The 2,985-nt window shown below is 55.3% G+C and carries 3 protein-coding genes and 1 pseudogene; 1 reads left to right on the forward strand and 3 read right to left on the reverse strand.

The features are described 5' to 3' along the window. Positions 1-56: 56 nt before the first annotated feature. Genes ACXAIC_RS24605 through ACXAIC_RS24615 form a run of 3 tightly spaced genes read right to left on the reverse strand, consistent with a single transcriptional unit; the run spans position 57 to position 1,608 of the window. Positions 57-341 (reverse strand): MATE family efflux transporter, encoded by a 285-nt coding sequence (locus ACXAIC_RS24605; RefSeq protein WP_475187044.1) that lies wholly within the window; start codon positions 339-341, stop codon positions 57-59. Positions 342-352: 11 nt separating this feature from the next. Further along, entirely contained in the window at positions 353-1,321 is a 969-nt protein-coding gene (locus tag ACXAIC_RS24610) for a condensation domain-containing protein (protein WP_475187048.1), read from the reverse strand. Then, entirely contained in the window at positions 1,288-1,608 is a 321-nt protein-coding gene (locus ACXAIC_RS24615; RefSeq protein WP_475187045.1) for a hypothetical protein, read from the reverse strand. The genes ACXAIC_RS24610 and ACXAIC_RS24615 overlap by 34 nt, the downstream gene beginning before the upstream one ends. A 120-nt stretch (positions 1,609-1,728) precedes the next feature. Here ACXAIC_RS24615 and ACXAIC_RS24620 point away from each other — a divergent pair. Further along, positions 1,729-2,894: pseudogene (locus ACXAIC_RS24620) on the forward strand (IS3 family transposase); the annotation flags it as partial. Positions 2,895-2,985 lie beyond the last annotated feature (91 nt).

Genomic DNA, 2,985 nt, shown 5'->3' on the forward strand with positions numbered 1-2,985 from the left:
CTGAAAAGACTGCTCGGATCCATGAAAACACCTCCATGATCGAAGTGAATCAGAAATCACCTCCAATGGCGAGGTTTTTGCGGGTGTCCATTTGACTGCTCGGATGTGCCGATCGCCTGAGACAGCAACACACCAACGATAGAAAGAATTCCAAGGCTGATTACTTCAAAATCCATCATGAGCCCGCCAGAAAGCCCAACAGCGGCGAGTTCAGTGGCTCCGATATGCCCGACAATGATCCGGTCAATGAAGACCATTATTTGTTCGGCAACGTAAACGACCGCGTAGGATACTGCCAGGTTGACCAGGCTCTTGGTCTCCAGAAGCAACTTCGAATTCATTACGCGCTCTTTCAGCTATTATTGTTTTTGAAAAGGTTGCCAAGAATCTTGAACTCACTCAATTGCTTGTCGGGGCAATTGAGTATTTCGCTCAGAACTTGAACAAAGCGACTTCCCAGTGCGTGGGCGATATCGTCCGGCACCTTTTCATCGTCAAACTCGATTACAAACATGTCGTTTGCCCCAGGTTCAATTTTGAGTTCGACAGGCGGGCGTCCGCCAAACGAATACTGCCGATAATCGAAAAACGAGATATCAAACTCACAGGTACAGGGCGCGTTTTCAGGATAGTTCTGGAAAGTTAGGACGGTATCGAACAGGCACGCATCCTTCTGGAGCCTGACAGCCTCTTCAATGTCCGAAAGTCTGCTCGCCTGTTGTTCAAGCAGCCGTGCCTGCTCCTGCATGGCCTTCTTGACCAGCCCACGGGGCGTTTCATCAGGCGAAAAAATGAGCCTGGAAGGCAGCGCCTGGGCAAAACAACCGGCTATGCTCGAGACGTTTTCGTAGTCGTGATGACGGCCAGAGACCGTTGTCCCGAAAGTGACGTCGCACGCGCCGGAGTGCTCGCCGAGGGTCAACCCCCAGATCATTGAATAAATGGCACTTTCAGTCACATCAGAGGTTTTGCTGAACTGCTCGACCTCCGCCTGCAACGTGTCTGGAGCATCGAGGAGCAAACGGGGCCACACACGTGCCTTGCCCGCTGACAGACCGTTTTTGATCGGTCGACAGGTATCCGTGACGCTTCCCCCGGGGACAAAGCCGTCAAGCACGCTTCTCCAATGGTGGACGTCAAATTCGGCGACCTCCTTGAAGAGGAAGTCGCAGTAGTCAACGTATTCATCGCAGATCCGGGTGTCCGGCTGGTCATAAAGTGCAAACAGGTTTTCAATGGCAACGGAGAGGGTCCACCCATCCGCAGCCATGTGATCCAGCGTCAGGGTCAGAAAATGGACATTTCCGGCTGTGCGGACCAGGAGCGCATGGGCAGGACCAACGTCCCCCCCCCCTCCGAAAAATCCGTTACCATGCCATCCACCAGCCGTGCCGTTTCAGATTGCTGTTCCTGCTTTGGCAAAGCCGACAGATCAGCAAACCGGAAGTCAGTCCTGGTTTCGCCAGCCTGTCCGTCCCACCGCGCCGCCGTTGCGCCAAACCTTGCCCTGAGGGCGGGATGAGCCCGGAGAAGCGAGGACCAGGCCGCGCGCAATCTGTCAATATCCAGATGCCCGTCCATGGCATAGGTCACCTGCAGTACGGTCACTCCGTTTCTTTTGCCGGGAATGTCCCTGCACAACTGTTCCCCGTCAGCAACCATGAGACATATCGGCGAAATTGCTTAAGGAGGATTTCTGGCACATCGTAGCCCGCCAAGGGAGCGAAGATGAGACAGAAATCCGGGCCGGAAGGATCGGCCGAAAAACATGTGAAAGACATTCGCCGGAAGACGCGGCGCAAATTCTCGGCCGAGGAGAAGATCCGCATTGTGCTGGAAGGTTTGCGCGGGGAATATTCGATCGCCGAACTGTGCCGCCGCGAGGGGATTGCTCAAGGCCTTTATTACACCTGGTCGAAAGAGTTCCTGGAAGCCGGCAAGAAGCGGCTTTCAGGCGACACCGAGCGGCAGGCGACGTCAGGTGAAGTGACGGATCTGAAGCGCGAAATGCGTGACCTGAAAGAAGTCGTGGCCGATCTGACGCTGGAAAACCGTGTTCTCAAAAAAAGCGTGATCGGGGATGGGGAGGATATCGAATGAGATATCCCGCCTCCGAGAAGCTCGAAATCATCCGACTGGTCGAGCAATCGCACCAGCCGGTGAAAAGGACGCTGGAACAGATCGGCGTGTCGCGGCCAACCTTCTATCGCTGGTACGATCTGTATCGCAGGTTCGGCGAAGCGGCACTGGAAGACCGGCGCCCCGGCTCGGGCCGCGTGTGGAACCGCATCCCTGAAGACGTGCGTGTTCAGGTTCTGGAAATGGCGCTCGATGACCCGGAACTCTCCCCGAGAGAACTCGCCACCAGGTTCACTGACGAACGCCGATACTTCGTCTCGGAAGCCAGTGTTTACAGGCTTCTCAAGGCCCACGACCTGATCACCAGTCCGGCATTTATCGTGATGAAGTCCGCCGATGAGTTCAAGGAAAAGACCACCGCCCCGAACCAGCTCTGGCAGACCGACTTCACCTATTTGAAGGTCATCGGCTGGGGATGGTTTTACCTCTCCACCGTGCTCGATGACTTCTCCCGCTACATTATCGCATGGAGGGTCTGCACCGGCATGGCGGCAAGCGATGTGCAGGACACACTCGATCTGGCACTGGAGGCTTCGGGGCTCGATAAGGCAAACGTGCTTCATCGCCCGAGGCTACTATCAGACAACGGACCGTCTTACATATCCGGCGACTTGGCGGAGTATCTTGCCAACAAGGGAATGAAGCATTCGCGTGGCGCGCCTTACCATCCCCAGACCCAGGGCAAGATCGAGCGGTGGCATCAGACCTTGAAGAACCGGATCCTGCTGGAAAACTACTTTCTACCAGGTGATCTCTGGACCTGTCCCGGATTTGTACCGCTCCTTTGACTTGGTATTTTGCCACAAAGGAGAATGTTCATGGCATCACGTCACGGCGCGGAGTTTC

It is taken from the genome of Roseibium sp. AWQ4_254, assembly GCF_056161025.1.

Bases quoted from the DNA above. Each gene is read 5' to 3' on its own strand.
- ACXAIC_RS24605 (WP_475187044.1), bottom strand. From the start codon at position 341: ATGAATTCGAAGTTGCTTCTGGAGACCAAGAGCCTGGTCAACCTGGCA.